This is a genomic window from Sphingomonas sp. FW306-1B-B10E (assembly GCF_058782005.1).
In genome coordinates, this window is sequence record NZ_JBYSXG010000067.1 from 1 (window position 1) to 22,886 (window position 22,886).

At 66.7% G+C, this 22,886-nt stretch carries 16 protein-coding genes; 11 read left to right on the forward strand and 5 right to left on the reverse strand.

Going from position 1 to position 22,886, the window contains the following annotated elements; all coding sequences use genetic code 11:
- The 3 genes from AC3WJI_RS19265 to AC3WJI_RS19275 all read left to right on the forward strand — a co-directional run.
- Positions 1-422 (forward strand): TonB-dependent receptor (locus AC3WJI_RS19265; protein WP_492758915.1); only part of this gene is annotated, 422 nt, incomplete at its 5' end.
- A gap of 164 nt (positions 423-586) precedes the next feature.
- Complete coding sequence (locus AC3WJI_RS19270) at positions 587-1,180, forward strand: outer membrane protein (protein ID WP_492758916.1); 594 nt, start codon at positions 587-589, stop codon at positions 1,178-1,180.
- A 119-nt stretch (positions 1,181-1,299) separates the two neighbouring features.
- On the forward strand, positions 1,300-1,701 hold the full coding sequence (locus AC3WJI_RS19275) for a GFA family protein (protein ID WP_492758917.1): 402 nt from the start codon (positions 1,300-1,302) through the stop codon (positions 1,699-1,701).
- A gap of 181 nt (positions 1,702-1,882) precedes the next feature.
- On the opposite strand, the gene AC3WJI_RS19280 is transcribed toward AC3WJI_RS19275, so the two are convergent.
- Positions 1,883-3,010: an FAD-dependent oxidoreductase gene (locus AC3WJI_RS19280; RefSeq protein WP_492758918.1), complete on the reverse strand. Its 1,128-nt coding sequence runs from the start codon at positions 3,008-3,010 to the stop codon at positions 1,883-1,885.
- Positions 3,011-3,046: 36 nt separating this feature from the next.
- Between AC3WJI_RS19280 and AC3WJI_RS19285 the strand changes: the two genes are divergently transcribed.
- Positions 3,047-3,514, forward strand: coding sequence for a MarR family winged helix-turn-helix transcriptional regulator (locus AC3WJI_RS19285; protein ID WP_492758919.1), 468 nt, complete (start codon positions 3,047-3,049; stop codon positions 3,512-3,514).
- A gap of 154 nt (positions 3,515-3,668) precedes the next feature.
- Here AC3WJI_RS19285 and AC3WJI_RS19290 read toward each other — a convergent pair whose 3' ends face one another.
- Positions 3,669-4,307: a TetR/AcrR family transcriptional regulator gene (locus AC3WJI_RS19290; RefSeq protein ID WP_492758920.1), complete on the reverse strand. Its 639-nt coding sequence runs from the start codon at positions 4,305-4,307 to the stop codon at positions 3,669-3,671.
- Positions 4,308-4,386: 79 nt separating this feature from the next.
- On the opposite strand from AC3WJI_RS19290, the gene AC3WJI_RS19295 reads away from it, so the two are divergent.
- On the forward strand, positions 4,387-5,556 hold the full coding sequence (locus AC3WJI_RS19295; protein ID WP_492758921.1) for an FAD-dependent monooxygenase: 1,170 nt from the start codon (positions 4,387-4,389) through the stop codon (positions 5,554-5,556).
- Between the two features lie 547 nt (positions 5,557-6,103).
- Here AC3WJI_RS19295 and AC3WJI_RS19300 read toward each other — a convergent pair.
- Positions 6,104-13,366, reverse strand: coding sequence for an Ig-like domain-containing protein (locus tag AC3WJI_RS19300; RefSeq protein ID WP_492758922.1), 7,263 nt, complete (start codon positions 13,364-13,366; stop codon positions 6,104-6,106).
- A 710-nt stretch (positions 13,367-14,076) separates the two neighbouring features.
- Between AC3WJI_RS19300 and AC3WJI_RS19305 the strand changes: the two genes are divergently transcribed.
- From AC3WJI_RS19305 to AC3WJI_RS19315, 3 genes are read left to right on the forward strand one after another with little or no spacing between them, the layout of a single operon-like run.
- Complete coding sequence (locus AC3WJI_RS19305) at positions 14,077-14,811, forward strand: ImuA family protein (RefSeq protein WP_492758923.1); 735 nt, start codon at positions 14,077-14,079, stop codon at positions 14,809-14,811.
- Positions 14,729-16,564 carry a DUF6504 family protein gene (locus AC3WJI_RS19310; protein ID WP_492758924.1) on the forward strand — a complete coding sequence of 612 codons (1,836 nt, stop codon included), beginning with the start codon at positions 14,729-14,731 and terminating at the stop codon, positions 16,562-16,564. The genes AC3WJI_RS19305 and AC3WJI_RS19310 overlap by 83 nt, the downstream gene beginning before the upstream one ends.
- The gene (locus AC3WJI_RS19315) at positions 16,564-19,863 is read left to right on the forward strand and encodes an error-prone DNA polymerase (RefSeq protein WP_492758925.1); all 3,300 of its coding nucleotides are present in this window, start codon (positions 16,564-16,566) and stop codon (positions 19,861-19,863) included. The genes AC3WJI_RS19310 and AC3WJI_RS19315 overlap by 1 nt, the downstream gene beginning before the upstream one ends.
- Before the next feature lie 213 nt (positions 19,864-20,076).
- On the opposite strand, the gene AC3WJI_RS19320 is transcribed toward AC3WJI_RS19315, so the two are convergent.
- A complete protein-coding gene (locus AC3WJI_RS19320; RefSeq protein ID WP_492758926.1) occupies positions 20,077-21,012 on the reverse strand; it encodes a LysR family transcriptional regulator in 936 nt (311 codons plus the stop codon).
- Positions 21,013-21,125: 113 nt separating this feature from the next.
- Between AC3WJI_RS19320 and AC3WJI_RS19325 the strand changes: the two genes are divergently transcribed.
- The 3 genes from AC3WJI_RS19325 (at position 21,126) to AC3WJI_RS19335 (ending at position 22,555) form a co-directional block, all read left to right on the forward strand.
- Positions 21,126-21,878, forward strand: a complete 753-nt coding sequence (locus tag AC3WJI_RS19325; protein WP_492758927.1) for an SDR family NAD(P)-dependent oxidoreductase — start codon at positions 21,126-21,128, stop codon at positions 21,876-21,878.
- Positions 21,879-21,939: 61 nt separating this feature from the next.
- Positions 21,940-22,350, forward strand: coding sequence for a nuclear transport factor 2 family protein (locus tag AC3WJI_RS19330; protein WP_492758928.1), 411 nt, complete (start codon positions 21,940-21,942; stop codon positions 22,348-22,350).
- 7 nt (positions 22,351-22,357) lie between these two features.
- On the forward strand, positions 22,358-22,555 hold the full coding sequence (locus tag AC3WJI_RS19335; RefSeq protein ID WP_492758929.1) for a hypothetical protein: 198 nt from the start codon (positions 22,358-22,360) through the stop codon (positions 22,553-22,555).
- Between the two features lie 89 nt (positions 22,556-22,644).
- Here AC3WJI_RS19335 and AC3WJI_RS19340 read toward each other — a convergent pair.
- Positions 22,645-22,886, reverse strand: a 242-nt coding sequence (locus AC3WJI_RS19340; protein ID WP_492758930.1) for a DUF3606 domain-containing protein, incomplete at its 5' end; no start/stop codon positions are given.

Below are 22,886 nucleotides of genomic sequence, written 5' to 3' on the forward strand. Positions count from 1 at the left end.
GGGGGGTGGAGGCGGGAGGGACCTGGCAAGCCCCCCGGCTCAAATCTGATGTCGCGGGCTTACCTTTATCGCCGGCCCGCCGGCTCCCTGCGATCGCGGACGTCGAGGGGCGTGTGTCCCTCAGCCGCTCCGCGGATCTCGCGGCCTGGCGGATAACCCCGATGCTCTCTGCCCAATTCATTGGCCCTTCGCGGCTCCACCTGGATTCGGACATCGATCGCCGGATCCCTGGTCGCCTGCTCGGCCGGCTCCGGCTCAGCGGTGCCCGAGGTCCGCTGACGCTGGGGCTCGAGATCGATAACTTGCTCGACACCCGTGCCGATACACTCGCGTTCGGAAATCCCTATTCCGCCCGCAAGGCGCGCCAGTACACGCCGGTGCCGCCGCGCACCTTTTTAATCTGGGCTTCGAGGCGCCTGTAAAAAATCCAACCAATGGACTGAGGTTGTGCGCGGCGAGCACGTCTTCCGGGCGGGAGATGAAGCAACGACTTTCGAGAAACGGCGCACGGCCAGTTGCGTCGTCCTGAACCACCAACCGTGACCGTCACTCGCGGCCGCGCATGCTCAATAATGGAGATTTCTGAATGCGACTTTTCGCCGCAGCCTTTGTGTTGTCCGCTTTGAACAGCGCGCCCGTGCTGGCCCAAGATGAGGCGGACGCCTCATTCGCCGGCGGTAACGTCACGCTGGTCGGCGGGGTCGGCGCCGAGCAGTGGGCCGACGACTACGAGGCGACGCCCGTCTACGGCGTCCAGCTGGGGTATAATTGGCAGCGGGGCTCCATGGTCCTCGGCCTCGAGGCCGAGGCTGCCGGGACGAGCGGCGACCATTGCGACACGATCGGGCTGCCGAATGGTGGCCAGGGCCAGCGTTGTTTCAAACCTGGCCGTGACCTCTACGCCGGCGCGCGCGTCGGCGCGAACATGGGGACATCGACCCTGTTGTACGCGAAGGGCGGCTTCACCAATGCAAGGGTGAACTACGCCCGACCAAGCGCCGCGACTCCCACCGTTACCGCGATCGGCGCATACGAAGTCAACGGCTTCCGGGTAGGCGCGGGCGTCGAGCAGCGTCTGAGCGATCAACTCTCGCTAAAAGTGGAATACCGCTACTCAAACTATGAAGGCAGCAGCTACATCCGGCACCAAGCTGTCCTCGGCCTTGGACTTCGCTTCTGACCCGATGGGTGGCGAGCTCGCACGCGACCATTCCGCCAGAAGAATTGCGTCATGCGAACATTCTCTTGCGGAACAGTCATGGCGGCGTGAAAGTCCACCCGTGTGGTAAGGAGCGGTGTATGCTACGGGGAACCTGCCATTGTGGGGCAGCAGAGTGGACCCTCGCGGGTGATCCTGGACCTGTAACGGCTTGCAATTGTACGCTTTGTCACCGTTACGGTGCCCTCTGGGCGTACGATTTCGAGGGCGAGCGTATAGCCCTCTCCGGCGCCACCGCCAGTTTTCGCCGGCCGGGCAAGGCCGATCCCGCGCTCGAGATCGTTTTTTGCGCGGCCTGCGCTGGCGTGCTCGCTTGGAGGGGCCTGCGGCTAGAGGAGGATGGCCGCCGGCGCATGGCCGTCAACGTGCGCCTGGCTTCCGTGGATGATGTTGGACACCTGCCGATCGACCACTTTGACGGCTTTGATACATTTGATGATCTTCCATCCGACGGGAAAACAGTGCGCGATCTTTGGTTCTGAAAGGCAGATCGCAACGTCCGCTTCCCACCCGGATCTCGTCATCCGCGTCGGACCGCTCCGGCCGGACCCACCGACGGCGGGAGCGGGTGGTTGCCAGCCATTCCGCTCTGGCCAGCGGGAGCAGAAGCTGCCATCCCGCTTTCACCCAGCAGACGTGCTCCCAACAAACCGGTGCGCAGCGTCACACGTCGGCGCCCAGCCGCTCGCGATAGTGGTCGAGCACCGGGCCAACGCCCGCCGCCGAGAACACCGCGCGCAGCCCCGCGGCAGATCCTTCTGCCGCCACCGCCGCCCGCGCCGCCATCGCAGCTTCATGGGCCGCGACCGCCGCCCAACCCCCGCCCGAGGCAAGCGCCTCCGCCAGGTCCGCGGCATCGGCTAGCGCCAAGTTCACGCCTTCACCGGCGAAGGGCGACATCAGGTGCGCGGCATCCCCGATCAGCGTCACGCCCGGCCGGCTCGTCCAGCAGTGCCCAATCGGCAGCGCGTAGAGCGGCCGTGACCCGATGATCGTCCCCGTCTCGATCACCCGAAGCAGCGCCGGCGCCCAGCCTTCGAACGCCTCGAGTAGCGCCGCCTGCAATGGCTCCGGGCCCAGGCTGGCCCAATGCTGCGCCACAGCCTCCGGAGCGCGCAGTCCCGCATAGCCGCGGATGTGCCCATGCCCGTTAAGCTGGGTGATCAGCGCCCGGTTCTCGCCAACCGCGAACATCTTGCCCCGGCCGGTCAACGCCGCGACCATGGGATGCCTGGCGGCCTCGAAGCTCAGCTCGGCAAAGGCGACGCCTTCGTAGAGCGGCTGGGCGTCGCTCAGCAGCGGCCGCACCCGCGACCAGGCGCCGTCGGCGCCCACAACGATGTCGAACCGCTCCCCCGCGACCCGATAACCGCTGCCGTCGGGCTCGATCGCCGCCACCCGGCTGCCCCATCGCACCGTGTCCGGCGCTAGCGACGCGAGCAAGATGTCGCGCAGCGCCGAGCGATCGATTTCGGGACGGTCGTCGCCCTCGCCGTCCCGATCGAAAAGCAGCGTGCCGCTCGCATCGTAGAGCCGGTCGCCCTGGTCTTCCGGCCGCGCCGCCGCGGCGAACTCGGCTTCCAGCGCCGCCAGCCGCATGGCCCGCTGGCCGGTCTCGTCGTGCAGGTCCAGCGATCCGCCCTGCGGCCGCTCGCCGGCATGGCCGTCGCGCTCGAACACCGTTGGCGAGAGTCCTTGCAGCTGCAGCAGCCGCGCCAGCATCAGCCCGCCAGGGCCGCCGCCGATGATTGCGATCCGCGTCATTGCCGTCATGTCGATCTCCCGATACATAGGGGCCTATCTTATATAAACATAGGTACCTATGCAATGGCTGATGACGATTGGGATCCGTTGCGCCATCCGGGCCATTATTTCAGCCGCATCGCGCGCGCGCTCACGCGCATAGGCGACGCCAGGCTGCGCCCGCTCGGCTTCGCGACGGCGCAGCTGCCGGTGCTTGCGGCTCTCAAGGACGGTGAGGCGATGTCCCAGACCGAGCTCGCACGCTGCGCCAAGGTCGAACAGCCCAGCATGGCGCAGATGCTCGCGCGCATGGAGCGGGAAGGCATGATCGAGCGCCGCCCCGATCCGCGCGACCGCCGCGCCAGCCTGGTGTCGCTGACTGCGCAGGCGCGGGATCGCCTGGCCGCCGGCCGCGCGGTCCTGCGCCAAGGCAATGCTGACATGACCAGGGGCCTGTCGTCAGACGAAGTCGCGGCGCTGGTGTCGCTCCTCCAACGCGTCCTAGCCAATGTCGAAGGGCTTGAGGCAGAGGACTCGCAGCCGGCGGCCTGACGCGCCGCCTTTGCTCGAGCTTCGGGATTGTGGCGCCGGCGAATATTGGCCGTTGCTCGCCGCTCAGCTTCAAAGGCTCGCTCAGGAGAGCCGGGACGTCGGCAATCGGGGCGTCAGCTGACCCGCAGGCTCCCGATCGCGAGGCTCATCAGAATCAAACATAAGCGGTATTTGCAAGCGCTGCGGCTGCGCCCGTAGTCCCACGGTCGACGACCGCAAGGAAGCAGCGCCTCGCGTTGCGCGTATCGCGCGTGCGATCAAAGAGATTCTGCGCCTCGCTGAAGGCGACGTTCCAAGTCGCTACGATCAGGCCCGCTGCAAGATGGGCATTGGGATCGCCGGCAGCCTGGTTGCCGGTATCGGCCAGCACCAATGCCAACGCGCGGGTAAAATCGTCCCGCATCTCCCGTGCGCGCGCCTTGAGCGCTGCGCTGGCCATCGCCGTCCTGATGAACCAGCTCGTGTCTTCGGACAGCATCACGAATTCGTGATCCCGTGCTACGAGGTCATGCGCTAGTCTCCGAGTCGCTTCAATCGGCGAGACGCCGGCTCCCCGTTCGCGAATGGCATCAAAGGCCAATGCCTGAATCTCTTCCTCGCGGTCGAAGAACATATCCTCCTTGCGCGGGAAATGATTGAAGACCGTCATGCGCCCGACATCCGCGGCCGCCGCGATCTCGTCGATCGTCACGGCGTCAAAGCCTCTTTCCAGAAACATGCGAGTCGCCGTGTCCGAAATGCGCTGGCGAGTGGCGAGGCGCTTCCGGGTCCGGCGGTTGTCCTTGTCGTCCATCAAACCTTGTCTCTATATATACGGAGTATATATTGGTACCGAATATAGATCAATGTCCGTCTCTCAAGTGGATTCCCCTATGATCAACGCACTTGCGCCCGTCCGCAATCCCACCCCGCCGTCCGGCCCTCCCGTGCTCGTCAGTGGCGCAAGCTTTGCAGGTCTGGTCACTGCTTTCTGGCTGGACCGGCTGGGCTATCAGGTCACGATCGTCGAGGTTGCAAACGAACTCCGCCGGGGCGGGACGCCGGTCGACATCGAAGGCGAGACCATCGCCATTCTGGAGCGCATGGGCATGCTAGAGTCCGTTCGGGCGAAGGCACTTCCTCCGCGCGCGTTCACGTTCAAGGGGGCCGACGATCGTACGCTCGGCGGTTTCGCGGTCGACGCGGCCGCGGAAGCGTCATCTCGCACCCGATTTGAGGTACACCGCGACGACCTGCTGAATATCCTTTTCTCCGGGATTGCTGGATCGGTCGAAATGCTGTTCGGCCGCTCGATCAAACACCTCGATGACCAACCGGACGGCGTCACAGTCACGCTGGACGACGGAACGCGGCGAACTTTTGCGCTGGTGTTCGGGTGCGACGGGAATCGCTCGAATACCCGGAGGCTGGTGTTCGGCGATGGGGAGCAATTCACCTATTTCATGGGTGGCTATGTCTATTTGAAGGTCGTGCCCGTGACGGGCTTATTGGCGCCCAACGTCTCCGAGGTGTTCAGCGTCCCGGGCCGGACCGCGATGCTAAACGGCTATGACGACCGGACGGACATCGGCCTCGCTTTTCGCACCGAAGGTGAAATCGACTATGATTATCGCGACCGCGCGCAGCAGCGCGCGATGATCCATGCCCATTTCGATGGGCTTGGCTGGAAGGTCCCGACTGCCTTGAAGTACGTGGGAACCGACGACGATTTCTATTTCGACAGGATCAATCAGATTCGCATGCCGTGCTGGTCCAAGGGGCGGGTCGTCCTCGTGGGGGACGCGGGCTACTGCGTATCGCCAGTCGCAGGCATGGGTGGCTCGATGGCGATCATTGGCGCGGGACGCATTGCCGAAGCCCTCGAACGGCATGGCGCCGACTATGCCGCCGCCTTTCAGCTCTATTATGACGAGCTGCACGCCTTCGTCGAGAAGATCCAGGAAAGGGCCGCCAAAGACGGCATGGCGACGATATTTCCAGCCGACGATGTTGAATTGACAGAGCGTGACCGGAAGCTCCGCAATGGCGAGCTCGATCTCTAACTGGCGATCGCGGTGTAGGTCCAGAACGTCTTCACGTTCGATGTCGCGGCAAAATTTCAAGTCAAGCAGATGCTGAATTATGTTTTGCGCCAGCGAGCCTCGAGCCTTCGTCGCCGCTATCATTTCGCCGGGGACTTCCTCGATACCAAGCCGGCCTGCGCTGTGCGATGCGCCTCCAGCGCGGTGGTCGGCTGGGGCGCAAGAACTGGGAATTTGACAGTGACGACCCGCGGCATACGATGGTCGACCACACACTGGCTCCGCCCCAAGTGACATGCCAGAGCGTTCGCATTGAACGCTCACGATATAAAGCTGCCACCCCGGTGCCGTCCTAGAAGCCAAAGGGTCGCTTTCTGCGCGAGCCGCCGGTCGGCAATGCGCCCCTAATAGCCGACGCTAGTTGTGAGCGCGGTGCACCGCGAGCGTAGGGGTTTCAGGATCACTCAATCAGCTCAACGTAGAATCAGCGCTCAAGCCTCCCAACTGCGCCGCAATCCACGGTTCCTCGGCGCTCAGATCGCGGCGCAAATATCTCAGCGTCGCCACGTCAAAACTCCTTCGAGAGCTGCAGGCGCAGCGTGGCCGAACGTTGGCTTGCCGCGCCGCGGAAGGCGGTCTCGAAGTCGAACGTCCACAGACTTGGCAGTACAAGACGGCTACCGATACCAAGCTGGAACTGCTCGCGTGTCCACCCGTGCGTGTCGATGCCGTAGAACGCGGCGCCAGCGATATCGGCATAATCGAGCCGCTGTGCATCGGCATCGGCGAACTCGTGATTCCACTCGCCGCGGATACGGGGCGTCACGGTTCCGAACCCATATTTCTGCCGCAGCTCCAGGCGCGCGCCAAGCGTTCCGGTAACCGAGCTGAGACTGCGCTCGTCAAAGCGCAGATCAAAACGGCTGGCGCCGCGTTCGACGTACGCACCGAGCGTCGCATCGAGCACTTCGCCACGCCCGTAGAGCGACCAGCTGAAGCCATCGGCCTGGCGGTCGATGCCAAATGCCAGCGCGCCCAGCGTGTAGTTGCCGTCACGGCTGCCAAGTGCGGTCGCATTGACCTCGGCAACGGCGCGGCGGGTGGTGAAGCTGAGGTCGCCGCGGCCGATCATGCCGTCGAAGAACAGGCCGTCCACCGGCGTCACGCTTGCATATGCTGCAATCAAGCTGGTGTCGGACCGAACCCGCGCGGCACCGCCGGCGATACGAGTAAGATCGTTGCCATAGCCGCCGCCGAGGCCGAGGGTGATGCCCTCTGCCAGCTTGACGTCGGCACCAGCGCTCAGCCCCGAGCTGGTCGCCGTTATCTTCGAGCGATCCGTGGTTGCATCCTGCGTGCCGATGTCGATGGAACCGCCGGTCCAAATGGCGATGGAGCCCTTCCGACGCGTTCCGTCGCTACGCTCGTTGTCCTGGACAAGCGGCTGGACTTCGCTTGCCGTGCCCGACGCCTTGCGCGCCGAATTACGGTCAACCGCACTCATCTCGGCGGCTGCGCGGGAAGCGCCAAGCTGTCCAGCGGGGTTTGCCCGCGTGCCGAAGCGGCCCGAGGCGATCCGACCCAGCGCAGGATCTTCAGCCGAGGGTCGCATGCGCTCGGTGATATCGAGCGCCCAGGCGTCGGACCCCGGGTTCGGGCGGACCATGCCTTGGCTATCGCGGGCATTGAGCGTCACGCCCATCCGCGCACCTGCGCTGCCATCGCCCCGACCATGCAATTGCTCGGCGCGCCGCATGAAGTTGTCGACCTGGCTGCGGGCGAAGCGCCGCGTCGTCTCCGCCTGGGCATCGCTGATCGCGCGGACGTCGGCATCGGCCGACGGATCGGGCCGCGCGGTGACGGTCACGGTGACAGTAGATGGCGCGGACGTCCCGTATGCATTCGCCAGCGTATAGATCACCACGACATTGCCGCTGAACCGCGCCGCCGGGCTGATATCGAGACGATAGGCCTGCGAAGCGCCGCTCCCGCTTGCGACAATCGCTGCAGTCGCCTGCTCAGCAGGCGTGACACTGACGATGGTTGCTGCGGTGAATGGCCCCTCGCTGGCACCTTCGGTGAGCATCACCGAGACTGTCTGACCGTCGCCGACCTGCGCGGTCTTCGGCAACGCGACCGGCACCTTGCCCACCACTTCGACGCTAACCGCGGCAGGAGCCGAAGTCCCGCCGGGCCCGACTGCCACGAAAGTGAAGCTGTCGGTGCCGGTGAAACCCGGGGTGGGCGTGTACGTCGCGGTCACGCGCGGCGCGGCGAGCGTCCCAATCCCCCGAGCCCGCGCAACAGGACTGCGCAGAGACACGCTTCCGTGCGCCGGCTGGCTCCGAATTTCGATCCGGTCATAGTCGCCGTCTACCAACGCGGAGAGGTCGATATCGACGCTCTGCGCACTCGTGGTCGATCCAGAGCCGGCGACGCTGGCCGAACCATTGTCCGCGGTGGGCACCGGCGGCGTCGCCACGTTCAGCCTAATTGTGGCGGTGGACGAGCCGCCCGGCCCGGTAACAGTGTAAGTGAGGCTGTCTGCACCAAAATAATCAGTGTTCGGAATATAGGTGATCACGGTGCCCGAAATCGAGGCGGTGCCGTTGGCCGACCCCGTCGTGATCGCAATGTTGGTGAAGACACCCGCGATGTCGCTTGCGACATCGATCGTCGCCCCGGCGCTATTATATGGCACGGCGACGTCATTGCGACTGGCCGCAGTCGGCGCAGGCGGCGCGGCCACCTGCAGCGTGACCGTCGCCGGGGTAGAGGTGCCGCCGGGGCCCGTCGCGGTGTAGGTGAAGCTGTCGATCCCGAAATACCCCGCGGCCGGGATGTAGGTCACGACGTCCCCGGAAGCCGTCACGGTGCCGCGCGCCGGGCTGGTTGCGATTGCAATGCTCGTGTGGACGCCGCTGATCGAGCTGGCCAGATCGATCCCAGTCCCCGTGCTGTTATAGGTCACCGCCACGTTCGAAACGCTCGACGCTGCCGGTGCGGCCGGTACTTCGACCTGGAGCGTCACGCTTGCCGGAGCCGACGTGCCGCCGGGGCCGGTCGCGGTGTAAGTGAAGCTGTCAGGGCCGAAATAGCCGGCAATGGGCACATAGGTCACTACGTCGCCGGCCACAGTCACGGTGCCATGTGCCGGACTTCCGGCAATCGACGTGCTGGTGTGAACGCCGTTGACCGAGCTGCTCAGGTCGATCGCAGTCCCCGCGCTGTTGTAGGGAACTGCCACATTCGAGACGTTGGCGACCGTAGGTACCGCAGGCGTCTCGACTTGGACGTTGATCGTCGCAGGTGCCGAGGGGCCTCCCGGACCGGTAACGGTATAGGTGAAGCTGTCCGCACCATAATAGCCGCCCGTCGGCTTGTAGGTGATAACGTTGCCGCTCACGCTGGTGGTGCCGTGCGCCGGGGCGCTTGCCACGGACACGCTGGTGTAGACGCCACTGACCGAGCTGCTCACGTCAATCGCGGTGCCGGCGCTGTCATAGGGCACAGCCACCCCGGTGATGCCTGCCGCCGTCGGTGCGGCTGGCGCCGCCACCGTCAGGCTGACCGTCGCGGTCGCCGATGTGCCGCCCGGGCCGGTCGCCGTGTAGGTGAAGCTGTCCGCGCCGTAATAGCCGGCAGTCGGCGTGTAGGTGATCACGTCAGTTGCAACGCTTGTCGTCCCGTGGGCAGGCGCGCTCGCGACCGCGATGCTGGAGCGAATGCCGGTGATGGAGCCGGACAGATCGATCGCAATACCCGTATCAAAGGGCACATTGGCGCTGGCGTTTGCGGCGGTCGGCGCGGCCGGCGTCGTGACGGTGAGGCTGACAGTCGCCGGGGTCGAAGTGCCGCCGGGACCCGTCGCGGTGTAGGTAAAACTGTCGGGCCCGAAATAGCTGGCGACAGGCGTGTACGTCACAACCTCACCGCTGACGCTCACCGTGCCGTGCGCAGGTGTGCTTGCAGCCGCGATGCTGGAACGCACGCCTGTGATCGAGGTGGACAGATCGATCGCGTTGCTCGTGCTGCCGTAAGGGACGCTCACGCCGTTCAGGTCCGCAGCTACCGGTGCAGCCGGCGCAGTCACGGTGATGCTGACGATAGCGGGTGCCGAGGTGCCGCCCGCGTTTGTCGCAGTGTAGGTGAAGCTGTCGGCTCCGAAATAGCCGGCGGCTGGCGTATAGGTGATCGCCGTTCCGGAAACCGCGGCCGTGCCATGACCCGGGGGAGTCGCAACCGCTACGCTGGTCGCGGCGCCCCCCGACAACGCCAGCGGAATGGCGTTGTTCGAAGACTCATAGGCTATTGTCGCGTTCACCGTGCCGGCGACTGGTGCCGATGGCGCGGCGACCGTGAAGGTATAGCCACTCCCGACGCCGAACGGCGACCCTGGCCCCGTGGTGCTGTCGCGGGCGATGACGGTGAAGCTGAACGTGCCGTTCGTGGTCGGCGTGCCCGATAGCGAGCCGTCCGATGCGAACGTCAAGCCCGGCGGAATTGTGCCCGCAGCCCTGGTATAGGTATACGGCGCAGTGCCGCCTCCGGCGACGAAATTCCCAGAATACGGAATGCCCATGGTCGCGCCCAGCGTTGGCGCGGTCAACGTGAAGTTGGGCGAGCTCACGTTCACTGTGTAGCTGCGGGTGCCGCTATATGGCGTCCCAACCGACTGATCGGTAGCGGTGACGGTGAAGGTGTAGCTGACATTCGCCACCGTGGTCCTGCCCGAGAGGACACCGGCAGGCGACAGCGACCAGCCGGGCGGCAAGGCGCCGGCGGTGACCGCGAAACTATAGGTCCCGTTACCGCCCGACGCGGAGAGCGTCTGGCTGTACGGCGTGCCCGCCGCATTGTTCGGCAGCGTAGCTGGGTTCAACACCACTGTCGCCGGCGCAACATTAACGCTGTAGGACCGGCTGCCGGTATATTGCGTGCCCGTCGAGCTGTCGGTGGCAATCACGGTGAACGTAAAGGTGCCGCCGCCGGTTGGCGTTCCCGAAATCGTGCCGTCGCTGGCCAGGCTCAACCCCGGCGGCAACCCACCACCCGGCGTGGTGAAGGTATAGGCTCCAGTGCCGCCAGAAGCAGTGACGGTCGCGCTATAGGGTTGGCCCGCGACAGGATTGGTGAGCGATGTCGGCGCCACGACGATCGAAGGCGCAGCGATGCTCAGCGTGTAGCTCCTCGATCCGGTGTACTGGGTGCCAGACGAGCTGTCGGTCGCAACCACCGTAAAGGTGAACGAGCCGCCCTGCGTCGGCGTGCCCGAGAGCGTGCCGTTCGCCGCCAGCGTCAACCCGGCCGGCAACGGACCGGCGGTCGCGAAGTTGTAGCCCGCCGTGCCGCCGGCCGCGCTGAAGGCGGCGCTGTAAGGCTGCCCGACGCCCGCAGCGCTCAGCGACGCCGGCGAAACGGTGATCGTCGGGGCGCCGATCGTCACCGTGTACGCTCGGCTTCCGCCATAAGGCGCAGCAGGTCCGGTGGTGCCGCTGTCGGCAGCGGTCACCGTGAAATTGAACGTTCCCCCGGTGGTCGGCGTGCCGCTGAAAGCACCGTTGGCGCCAAGCGTGATACCGGGCGGCAAGGTGCCCGTGGCGGTATAGGTATAGGTGCCGTTACCCCCGGTTGCCGATAGCATCGGCGTGTAGGGCGTACCCACGGCGCCGGCTGGCAGTGTTGCCGGGCTCAGCGTGATCGCCGGCGCCGCGACTAGGATCGAATAGCTGTTGGCGACCGAATACGGTCCGCCGCTGCCGGCGCTGGAACTGTCTGTCGCGCGGATGGAGAAAGTGTAGCTACCCACGGCGGTAGGCGTGCCGCTGATCGTGCCGCCGGAGAGCGTGATGCCGGGGGGCAGCGCGCCGCCGAACACCGCATAGCTATAGGGGGACACCCCGCCGCCTGCGACAAAGGTCTGCGAATAAGCGGTGCCGGCGGTCGCGCCGGGCAGCGCGCCCGCCGCGGGGGTGAGCGTCAGCGACGGCGCCGAGACCACGAGCGTCAGCGTACCGGTCGCCTGCGTGAACGCGGGCGCCGAGCTGTCGGTAAGGTTCGCGGTGAAGGTGAACGTGCCGCTCGCCGTGGGCGTGCCCGTGATCGAGCAGTCGGCGTTGAGCTGGGTGCCCGCGGGCAGCGCGCCCGAAGCAAGCGTCGTACTGCAGCTGTATGGCTGTGTGCCGCCCGACGGAATCACTCGGACGTTCGACAATGTGGCGCCGCGCGTGCCGCTGCCCGACAGAGTGCCGGACAGGCTCGGATTGTTCACCGTGATGGTCACCGTTGCGACATTGGAGGTGCCGCCGGCGTTGCTCGCGGTATAGGTGAAGCTGTCGGTGCCACGGAACCCGCGCGCCGCAGTATAGGTGACGACACCGGTGTTATTGACCGACACCGTGCCCAGATTGGCGGTCGTTGGGGATCCCACGGCATAGCTGGTGGGGCTGTTCGACACCTGGCCCGCGATGCTGAACGCAGTCGGGGTATCGGCGCCTGCGTTGTAGGTGATGCCAGTCGTCAGCGTGTAGTTGTTCGCGACCGGCCGGGGCGTGTAGGTGAACGTGTTCGTCGGCGAATTGCCGCTGTTCTGGCTCTGGCCGTTGGTGGCGAATGCCCGGACAGTATGCGAGCCAGCGGCGAGCGCGGTCGGCTGAACCTTGCTCCAGGTGCCGCTGCCAGTGGCAGTGGTCGTACCAATCGAAACGCCGTCGATCAGAACCGTAATCGTCACGTTTGCATCGGACGAGCCTGAATAGGTTGGCGTGTTCGATCCGACCGTCGCGCCGTTGGCGGGCGTCGTCACCACCGGCGTCGCAGGCGGATCGCTGTAAACGAACTGATCGGCCGCGCTGGTCGCGCTGGTGCCGCCGGCGGTGGTTACCCGCACGTCGACCGTGCCGGTGCCGGCCGGCGCCGTCGCGGTGACCTGCGTGTTACTGTTGATGGTGAAGCCCGATGCGGCCGTTCCCCCGAAGACCACGGAGGTGGTGCCGCTCAGGCCCGTGCCGGTGATGGTGACGCTGGTCCCACCCGAACTGGGCCCGGACGTGGGGGCGATCGCATTTACCCTGGGAGTGGCGATGACGGAGGTCGAATCGGACGCCGTGGCGGTGTTCGATGCGCCGCCGCCGGACAATTGAGTCGATGGCGTGAGCGGGCTCGACGCATTGCTGGCGAAACTGGTGTTCAACGTGATCGGCGGGCCGGATCCTGCCGCAAAGCTGGTGTTGCGCGTGCACGAGCCCGACTGGCCCGACCCGCTGCAGGTCCAGCCCGTGCCGGACGCGCTGACATAGGTCATCCCGCTGGGCAGCGTGAATGCGGCGGTGAGAGTCGCCGTGCTGGTCGCACCACCGGAAATGCTCGGCGTAATCGTGTAGGCGAGCGAACCACCCTGCACGGCGTTGCCGCTGTGCGCCATCGTCACCCCCAGCGTAGTGCTTGCCGAACAGCTCACCGTGATCTGGACGCTGCTGCCATTGGCCGACGGGTTGGGAATGGGATTGGAATCATAGGGCGGGTAGTTCGACAGGCCCATCTGCAGATAGTCGCCGGGGATGGTGCCGGTGAAGGTGAACGAGCCGCTTCCGCTCACTGCCGTCGATTGCGGAAGCGTGTTCGGCGCGACGGTGGTACCGCCGTTCTGCGTATAGATGACGTAGACGTACGCACCCTTGGTGTTGCCCGACCAGGAATAGTTTATCGTTTCGCCATTCGCGAGCACCTGCGTGCCCGGATCGGTGAACTTGTCGGTGCCGTTCCCGCTCGAATCGACCGTGAAGGTGCCGCTGAAAGTGTTGATGGCAGTGCAGCCTGCCGATGCCGCCATCGCCTGGGCCGGCGCGAGGACAAACAGCCCTCCCGCAAGCGCCACGCGTAATTGCCATCGAGCGGACCAGGAATGCCGCGCGGGCGTGCGCTGCTGTCCTGCCACGTCGCTGCAATCTGCTGCACTCAAGCTAGCAGCCAAGATCCGACCGAAGGCCGACTGCACCTTCTCCAGACACCAACCCATGTGAAACCCCCCGGCGCCTTCTCAGGCATCCTGGCCTTATAGAAGGTCCTTCCCTTAAGATTATGTGCAACCACAAAAAAAGGTGTTCATCGAGGTAAGCAATTTCTCGCTGCCGAGGCGGCGTGTGCATGGCCAGATGCCGTAAACCTGACGGTACGGTGCTTGCTGCACGCAAGCCGCAACGCCACCGCCCGATGGTGTGATGGTCGCTTGGGTTATCGAACTGTCCGTATGGAGAGCAGTGCGCGGCTCGCACGACAGCCATACTCCCTTTCCGGGACGGACTGCGTCGGAGCGCCAGCTTCAACCAGTTTCGCTTGGTTGCGTAAGACCTGCCCTATGCCGACAGCGGTCGAAGGGGCGGACCGCATCACGTCGGAATGGGGCTGGAAGTCCACAGCAATATCCGCAGCGTCTGTAGCATCGCTTGACGCGACACGGACTTGTGGGGAACATAATGGGAACAAGTGAGTCGTTGTTCCCTTATGCCTGCCGAAGCCGTCCTTGCATCCGACCGTGCGCATATGCTCGCCGAGCTCAAGGCGCAGATCGCCGCGCCGGTGGCGAGCTGCGCGCCCTTGCTGCCGTTCGGAATCGAAGCGCTTGACGGCCGGCTGGCGCCCGGGGGGCTGGACGGCGGCGGCCTGCACGAGGTCGCTGCCACTTCGCCGACCCTCGGCGACGATGCCGCTGCGACCCTGTTCGCGGCAGGCGCGGCGGCGCGGTTCGCGGCCGGGTCCCACGCGACTGTAGCATGGGCGCTGACCCGGTTCGATCTCTACGCGCCGGGACTGGAGCAGGCAGGGCTGCCCCCCGGAAAGCTTCTCTATTGCGAGGCCCGGGACGATGTGGCCGCGCTGGCGCTCGCTGAGGACTGCCTGCGTGACGGCAGCTTCGCGGCGGTGGTCGCTGAAGTGAAGGCAGCCGACCAGACCGCGACTCGCCGCCTCCAGCTTGCCGCAGCGGACGGGCGCACGCCGATGCTGCTGCTCAGGCGCTGGGCACGCGCGTCGCGCGATCCCCTCGAGGCGCCTTCGGCCGCCTGCACGCGCTGGCGCATAGGCTGCGCGCCGTCGGTGCCGCTGGCGCATCCCGGCGTCGGGCGCGGCTGCTGGAATGTCGAGCTTGCCCGCCAGCGTGGCGGCAACCCCTTTTCTCTCATAGTCGAGGCCTGCGATGGCAAGGGTCGCCTCGCTCTACCTGCCCCAGCTCGCGATCGAGCGGCTGCGGCGGCTGGAGCGGAACGCCGCGCCGCCTGAGCGGCCCTGGTCCCCCGCACCGATCCTGCCGCCGAGCATCGACGACGACCCGGGAGCCTGTTCGGCCCCGCGCGGCGGCGGCTGGCGTCCCGGCGCGCGCTGGGCCCAGCACGCTCCGGCCGGGCGGGAAGCGGAAGCGGCGCGAATTGCGGCGCTGCCTGCCCATCAGCGCCCGCCGATGCGCATGCTCGGGCGGCGCTCTGAGCCAGTGGCGCATCCGTTTCGCGCAATGCCCGCGGACGAAGGCGCGCCCGTTGCCGCCCGGACCTTGCCCCGCGAGGCCATGCCCGCGCCGGCGCCCGCTTTCCTGTCATCGAGACGCCCCACCGTGCTGGTCGAGCGAGTCGGCCAGCGCGAGGTGGTGACTGCCGCCTGCCCGGTGGCGCTGTCGCTCGACCTCGTGCCCGGCATGGCGGCGGCGCATGCGCGGGCGCTGGTCGGCGATCTCGAGGTGCGCGACGCCGATCCGGACGGCGATCGCGACTGGCTCGAGCGGCTGGCGCTCCATGCCGTCGGCCGGTGGACGCCGATCGCGTGCTCCTCGGGGCCGGACGGGCTCTGGCTCAACCTGACCGGCACCAGCCATTTGTTCGGCGGCGAGGTACGATTTTGCCGGCGCGCGCTCGGCTTTCTCGGACGACTCGGCTTCACTGGACGCATCGCCGTCGCAGGCACGCCGGGCGCGGCGCATGCGCTCGCCCGCCATGGCGGCGAGGAGATCGCTATCTTGGCGCCGGGCGGCGAAGCGGCCGCGCTCGCCGCGCTGCCGATCGCGGCGCTGAGGCTCGAGCCACAAGCGCTCGCCGCCGCCGCGCGGTTCGGGCTCGAGCGCGTCGGCGACCTCTATCCCATGCCACGCGGACCGCTCGCGCGCCGGCTCGGCCTCGCCGCGGTCCAGCGCCTCGACCAGGCGCTCGGCCGCGCCGCCGAGCCGATCGTGTCTGTGATTCCGTTCGAGGCGCCGTCCGTTGCGCGGCATCTGCTTGAGCCGATCGGGACGCCCGAGGCGATCACCCAGGTGGTCGCGGACCTGGTCGACGACCTGGTCCAGCTGCTCTGCAAGCGCGGGCTTGGCGTACGCGCGGCGCTGCTCACCGCCGGGCGCGTCGACGGCGGCGAACAGCATCTCGCGATCGGCGCGGCGCGCGCCACCCGCGATCCCAAGCATCTCGTCCGCATGCTCGGCCTGAAGCTCGGCCGGCTCGAGCCCGGGCTCGGCATCGAGGCGATGCGCCTGACCGTCCCGCACAGCGAACCGCTCGGGGCGCTCGCCTTCGAGCCGTTGCTGGCGAGCGACGAGGCCGCGCCCGATCTTGCGCCTGCGATCGACCAGCTGGTCGGCCGTGCCGGCGAAGCCGCGGTCTTCCGGGTCGGGCTCGAGCCGAGCGACGTGCCCGAGCGCGCCGTCCGCCGGCTGGGGCCTCTCGCCGAAACTGCAGGGTGGCCGGCATGGAAGCGGCCGGTCAGGATCCTGCGCCGTCCGGAGATGCTCAGCCATGTCGTGGCGCTGCTTCCCGACCATCCGCCCCGCCGTTTCACGTGGCGCGGGCGCGCCTATCGCGTCGTCGCCGGCGACGGACCGGAGCGCATCCACGGCGAATGGTGGCGTACCGACAGAGAGCTCTGGGCGGTCAGGGATTATTTCCGGGTCGAGGTCGAGGACGGCCAGCGTTTCTGGCTGTTTCGCCGCGGCGATGGCGTCGTCCCGGAGACCGGCGACCTGAGCTGGCACCTGCACGGCTTCTTCGGCTGATGGCGGTCGCGGCACCGACCCCTCCGCCGATCTATGTGGAGCTCCAGGTCACGAGTCATTTCTCGTTTCTCCGCGGCGTGAGTGCGCCCGAGGACCTGTTCGCTGCCGCCAGGCTGCTCGGCCACGCTGCGCTCGGCCTGACCGACCACAGCAGCGTCGCCGGCGTGGTCCGGGGCTGGGACGGGCAAAAGGCGACGGGCGTGCGGATGATCCCGGGCGCGCGGATAGACCTGAGCGATGGCCGCGCCATGCTGCTCTATCCGACCGACCGGCCGGCTTGGTCGCGGCTCACGCGCCTGCTCTCGATCGGCAAGGCGCGGGGCGGCAAGGGTTGCTGCATCCTCGACTGGGCCGATGTCGCGGCGCACGCCGAGGGGCTGGTCGCGATCCTGGTGCCCGATCAGGCCGACCAAACCTGCGCAAGCCATCTGACGGATCTCGCCGCCTCGTTCGGCGCGCGCGCTTATTGCGCTCTGTCGTTTCGTCGGAGGCCCGATGATCTCGAGCGGCTGCACGCGCTCGACGGGATGGCGCGGGCACGAGGCGTGCGGCCGGTCGCGACCGGCGACGTCTTGTACCACAGTCCCGAGGCGCGCCCGCTCCAGGACTTGGTGACGGCAATCCGGCTCGGCACCACCGTCGATGCGCTGGGCTATGCCCGCGAACGCTTCATGGACCGGCACCTGAAATCGCCGCAGGAGATGGAGCGACGCTTCTCAGCCTTTCCGGAGGCGGTCCGGGCGAGCGCCGACATCGCGCGGACCTGCACCTTCGATCTCGGCGAGATCCGCTACCAATATCCCTATGAGCAGGTGATGGCAGGGCGGAGCGCCCAGGAGGCGCTCGCCATCCTGACCGAGGAAGCGGCCGCGGCGAAGTTCCCCGACGGCGTGCCGCTACCCTATGCCGAGCAGATTGCGCACGAACTGAAGCTGATCGGCGCGCTCGATTATGCGCCCTATTTCCTGACCGTCCGCTCGATTGTGAACGAGAGCCGCCGGCGCGGCATCCTCTGCCAGGGGCGCGGGTCGGCGGCGAACAGCTGCGTCTGCTATCTGCTCGGCATCACCTCGATCGACCCGATCCAGCACGAATTGCTGTTCGAGCGGTTCGTCTCGGGCGAACGCAAGGAGCCGCCCGACATCGATGTCGATTTCGAGCATGAGCGCCGCGAAGAGATCATCCAGTGGATCTATGAGACCTATGGCCGTCACCGCTCGGCACTGACCGCGGTGGTGACGCGCTACCGTACCCGCGGCGCGGTCGCCGAGGCCGGCAAGGCGCTAGGGTTGCCGCGCGATCTCACCAAGATGCTGACCGGCCTGGTCTGGGGCTGGTCGATGGACGGGATCAGCGACGAGCAGATCGCCAGCCTCAACCTCAATTCGAGCGACCACCGCTTGAAGCTGACGCTGCGTCTCGCGCGCCAGCTGATCGGCACGCCGCGGCACCTGTCGCAACATCCCGGTGGATTCGTGCTGACCCAGGACCGGCTCGACGATCTCGTGCCGATCGAGCCCGCGCGGATGGAGGATCGCCAGATCATCGAATGGGACAAGGACGACATCGATGCGTTGCGCTTCATGAAGGTCGACGTCCTGGGCCTGGGCATGCTCGGCTGCATGAACCGCGCCTTCAACCTGCTCGAGCAGTATAAGGGCGTGCGTGTCGGCATGGCCGACCTCCAGGATGACGATCCGGAGGTCTACAAGATGATCCAGAAGGCCGACACGCTCGGCGTCTTCCAGATCGAATCGCGCGCGCAGATGTCGATGCTGCCGCGGATGAAGCCCACCAAATTCTACGACTTGGTGATCGAGGTCGCGATCGTCCGCCCGGGACCGATCCAGGGCGACATGGTCCACCCCTATCTGCGCAGGCGCGAAGGCAAGGAGAAGCCGGAATATCCAAAGGCAGAGCTGCGCGCGGTGCTCGAGAAGACCTTGGGCGTGCCGCTCTTCCAAGAGCAGGCGATGAAGGTCGCGATCGTCGGCGCCGGCTTTACCCCGGCCGAGGCCGACCAGCTCCGCCGCGCGATGGCGACCTTCAAGCTCACCGGTGGGGTCAGCCATTTCTACGACAAGCTGGTCGGTGGCATGGTCGCGCGCGGCTATCCCAGGGACTTCGCCGAACGCACCTTCAAGCAGATCGAGGGGTTCGGCAGCTATGGCTTTCCCGAGAGCCATGCCGCGAGCTTCGCCAAGATCGCTTATGCCTCCTGCTGGGTGAAGCATCACCATCCCGATGTCTTTTGCGCGGCCTTGCTCAACGCCCAGCCGATGGGCTTCTACGCGCCCGCGCAGATCGTGCGCGACGCGCAGGCGCACGGCGTCGAAGTGCGGCCGGTCTCGATCAATGACAGCCATTGGGACTGTACGCTCGAGCCGTCCGGGAAGTCCGTGGCGGGGCGCCATCTCGCCGTACGGCTCGGCTTCCGCCAGGTGCGCTCCCTCGCCAATGTCCATGGCGCGGCGATCGCCGCGGTTCGGGGCGACGCGCCCTATGAAAGCGTCGAGGAAGTGTGGCGCCGCGCCGGCGTGCCGCGCGCCGCGATCGAGCGCCTCGCCGAGGCCGACGCGTTCCACTGCATCGCCGAGGACCGGCGCCAGGGGCTATGGAAGGTCAAGGGGCTGGGCGAGGCGCCCTTGCCCTTGTTCGCGGCGGCCGATGCGCGGGAGTGCGGTTTTTCGCCCGAGGGGCAGGAGCCGCGCGTTACCTTGCAGCCCTTGAGCGACGGCCGCGAGGTGGTCGAGGATTATCGCACCCTGCAGCTGTCGCTGCGCGCGCATCCGCTCACCTTCCTGCGCGAGCAGCTCGCCGCCGAGCGCGTCGTGCGCTGCGGCGATCTCGCCTCGATCCGGGACGGGCGGCATGTCGAGGTCGCGGGCGTGATTCTGGTCCGCCAGCGCCCGGGCTCGGCGCGCGGCGTTCTCTTCATCACGATCGAGGATGAGACCGGGGTCGCCAACGGCATCCTCTGGCCGGACCGCTTCGAGAGGCAGCGCCGCGTGGTGATGTCGGCGTCGATGGTGTCCTTGCGCGGTCGGCTCCAGAAGGAGGGGGCGGTGATCCATGTCATCGTCGATCGCGTGATACCACGCGACGACATGTTGCGCTCGATCGGACGCATGGAGATGCCGGTGACGTTCGGGCGGGGTGACGGCGCGACCCATGCCGGCGCACCGGACCGCGGCGAGGTGGGATGGCGGCCGGGGCCGCGCGATCTCTATTCGCCGCCCTTTCCGACCGGCACCGATCCCGAGGAGCTCATCAAGGTGCGCAGCCATGATTTCCATTGAGGGCGACACCGCATCAGGCGCGCTCCAGAAAGAGCCAACCGGCCGTTCCCTCTTAAGCGATCGGAAATGATCGGTTAACGGCGCTCACGCGTCAAATCTGACGCCCTGCCAGCCGTCGAACAGCGCATCGAGAAGTCCCTTGCCCACCGGCGGCCATCATTCGCCTGTTTCAAAGCGCGCAGAGGCGCTTTTTCGCCCTACCCCCAGCGCTGTCTAGGGCGACGTCCGCCCGTCCATGTGCTTCTGCGATCCGGGATCTGGTTCCCGCGGGAAGCCGGCTGCGAGATGATCGATCAGCGCGCGGACCGCCGGCGGCAGTCCGCGCCGGGTCGTGAACACCAGGTGCACGATTCCCTGTACCCCGCGCCACTCCGGCAACAAGCGAACCAGCCGGCCCGCTTTCAGCGCCTCGCGGCAGACATGGTCGGGCAGAATTGCGACCCCCAATCCCTCGATCGCGGCGTTGCGGACGCTCGCCATGTCCTCGCAGCCCAGGCGCGGGACGACGCGCAGCACTTGGATCTGCCCAGCTTCGGTCTCGAGATGCCATTCGAGATCCTCCGCCGCGTCATCTGTGGCGAGTGCCGGCACCTGCGCGAGCTGCTCGACCGTCTCGATCCGGTTCGCAAGCTGCGGGCTGGCGACGATGATGCGCGTCGACTTGCCGAGCGTGCGCATCGTCAGCGCGGCATCGCTGGTAAGGCTGGCGCGGACCCGCAGCGCCAGGTCGACGCGTTCGGCGATCAGGTCGACCGGGCGATCGGTCGCGACCAGCTGAAGCCGGACCTTGGGATAGCGCGAAAGGAAGGACGAGATCAGCCCCGCCATCGGCTCGAGCATGCCGGTGGGACAGCTGAACCGGATACGCCCATGCGGCTCGGCTTGCGCCTGCATCACCAGCGCTTCCGCCTGCTCCGCCTCGGCAAGGATAGCGCGGCAGCGTTCGTAAAAGGCCTGGCCGGTATCGGTCACGCGGAAGCGACGGCTCGACCGCTCGATCAGGCGCAGGCCCAGCCGCTGCTCGAGTCCAGCGATGCGGCGGCTGAGCTTCGATTTGGGTTCGCGCAGCGCCCGCCCTGCCGCGGCGAACCCGCCATGCGCGACGACCTCGGCGAAATAGGCATAGTCGTTGAGATCCACGCGCATCATCGTTCCTCCAATGGAACGCTAAGTGCCATATCTGCCGGCTACACGCATCATCGTTCACGTCGCATTTGGGAGCGGCAACGGCAAATTGCCGAAACCCCGGAAGGAGACAGACGATGACGAACAGGTTCCAGGACAAGGTAGTGGTGGTGACCGGCGGCACGAGCGGCATCGGCCTGGCCACGGCCAAGGCATTTTCCGCGGAAGGCGCCTCGGTGTTCGTCACCGGCCGCCGTCAGGACGCGCTTGACGCCGCCGTGAAGGCGATCGGCGGGCAGGTGACCGGCGTGCGCGGGGACATGGCGCAACTCGCCGATATCGACCGGCTCTATGACGCGGTCCAGCAACGCCATGCCCAGATCGACGTGGTCTTTGCCAATGCCGGCGGTGGCGAGATGGCGCCTCTCGGCGCGATCTCGGAAGAACATTACGAGAAGACCTTCGCGACCAACGTGAAGGGCGTGCTGTTCACCGTGCAGAAGGCGCTGCCGCTCCTCAAAGATGGCGCGTCGGTGATCCTGACCAGCTCGACCACCAGCATCTCGGGCACGCCGGCGTTCAGCGTCTATTCCGCGACCAAGGCGGCGATTCGCAACTTTGCCCGCAACTGGATCCTCGATCTCAAGGATCGCCATATCCGCGTCAATGCGGTCAGTCCGGGCGTCACCGATACCGCCGGCCTCAATGAGCTGTTCGGCGGCGGCGCACAGGCCGAAGGCACTAAGGACTATCTGGCGAGCCTGATCCCTGCCGGCCGCGTCGGCCAGCCGGAGGAGATCGCCAAGGCGGTGCTGTTCCTCGCCTCCGATGACGCCAGCTTCGTCAACGGTGTCGAGCTGTTTGTCGATGGCGGCCAGGCACAGATCTGACACTTGCAATCCCCCGGTGGCGCCAGCCCCCGGGGGACCGTGCTCGTGGAAGGAGCAAGACATGATATCGAGCAAGGAACCCGCCGAGCGCGTCCGCGAACTGCTGCTTCGCAATCTCGACGAAGTGTTTGGCGAGGCCGACGCTGGGCGGCGGCACGCCGCGATCGACGAACTCTGGGCCGAAGACGGCGTGTTGTATGCGCCGACCGGGCCGATCGCCGGCCATGCCGCAATCGCCCAGTTCGCCGGCGCGCTGCGCGCGACGCATCGCGATTTCATCTACACGCCGGGCAAGCCGCAGACCCTGCACAATGCCGGCCGGCTCGGCTGGGGATCGGGGCCGCGCGGCGGCGCGCCCGCTTACACGGGCTGGGATTTCATACTGGTCCGCGACGGCAGGATCGCCGCCTTATATGTCTTCCTCGACGAGGGATCGCCGGAAGCGCACCGCATGGGCGGCGCCACGGGCTGAAGACGGCTTGGCCATCGCCGGCCTGCGCGCCTCCGGCCGGCCGGCCGTCCGCGCCGGCGACACCGAATCCGTCGCGCGTCAGGCTGTCGCGATCGGACACGCGACGATGGTGATCGCGCGCCAGCCGCATCAGCAGGGCCAGCCCGAGCAGATGGGCGAGCACGGTGATCGGAGTGATCGTCGCCAGTCTGAGTTGCGCAAATAGCGGCATCGCCGCCAATCAGGCCGATCCCGCTGCCCGTTCCGATACGCAAGGCTGCGTATTGCCCGGGCGGCGACCGGGGCGGCCGGGGCTCAGCGCTTCAGATATTCCTCCACCGCATCGGCGCCGTTGCCGACGGCATCCACGCCTTGCTGGAGCCGATCGCGGCTGACCCCGAATTTGTCGCTCCAATAGGCGACTTCATAATCCTCGCCCATCGCGATGCGGGAGGAATCCTGTGGCGCCCGTAGTTCCTTGTTGTCGCTCATTTCTCTCTCCTTTTCCCGATGAATCATCGACGAGCGGGCAGGTTCCGGCGGGGGCAGGTCTGGGG